The 624-nt window shown below is 61.9% G+C and carries 1 protein-coding gene; it reads right to left on the bottom strand.

Going from position 1 to position 624, the window contains the following annotated elements; all coding sequences use genetic code 11:
• On the bottom strand, positions 1-624 hold a 624-nt coding region (locus tag NKH38_RS33265; protein ID WP_352904888.1), incomplete at both ends, for a 4Fe-4S binding protein.

A 624-nucleotide genomic window follows, 5' to 3' on the forward strand; every position in this document is an offset into this window, starting at 1 on the left:
GTTCGCGCATCAGCCCGCCAAACGTGTAGGTCGTCGCCGTCAGGACCGCGACGGTGATGTAGGCGACAGGCGCTGCCGTGCCGGTGAAGAGTTCGCCGAGCAGCGTCGGCACATCGGCGAAATAGAAGATCCATGCGCCACCAGTCGCTGCGCCTATGACCAGCCAGATGACGTGTTTCGATGCCCGCAGCACAAGCTTACGAGTGGTCCAAGGACCGGCATCGAGCTTGATGCGTGCGTTGCGGTCGCCCTCGATCGCGCGCTCGACGACCAGGAACAGATCGACCCATACGGTCTGTGGGCATGTGTAGCCACACCAGGCACGGCCAACAGTCGATGTGATCAGGAAAAGACCGACGCCGGCCATGACCAGAAGGCCGGCGACATAGTAGAATTCCTGGGGCCATATCTCGATGAAGAAGAAATAGAAGCGCCGGTTGGCGACATCGAGCAGCACCGCCTGGTCGGGGGCAAACGGACCGCGGTCCCAGCGCAGCCACGGCGTCAGATAGTAGATGCCGAGCGTGATCGCCATCACGATCCATTTGAATCGGCGAAAGCTGCCCGAGGCCCGCTTCGGGAAGATCTTCCTGCGCGCGGCATACATTGGCTGGCGCACCTTGG

The sequence above is a fragment of the Mesorhizobium sp. M1078 genome, assembly GCF_040318615.1.
Classification (GTDB): domain Bacteria; phylum Pseudomonadota; class Alphaproteobacteria; order Rhizobiales; family Rhizobiaceae; genus Mesorhizobium.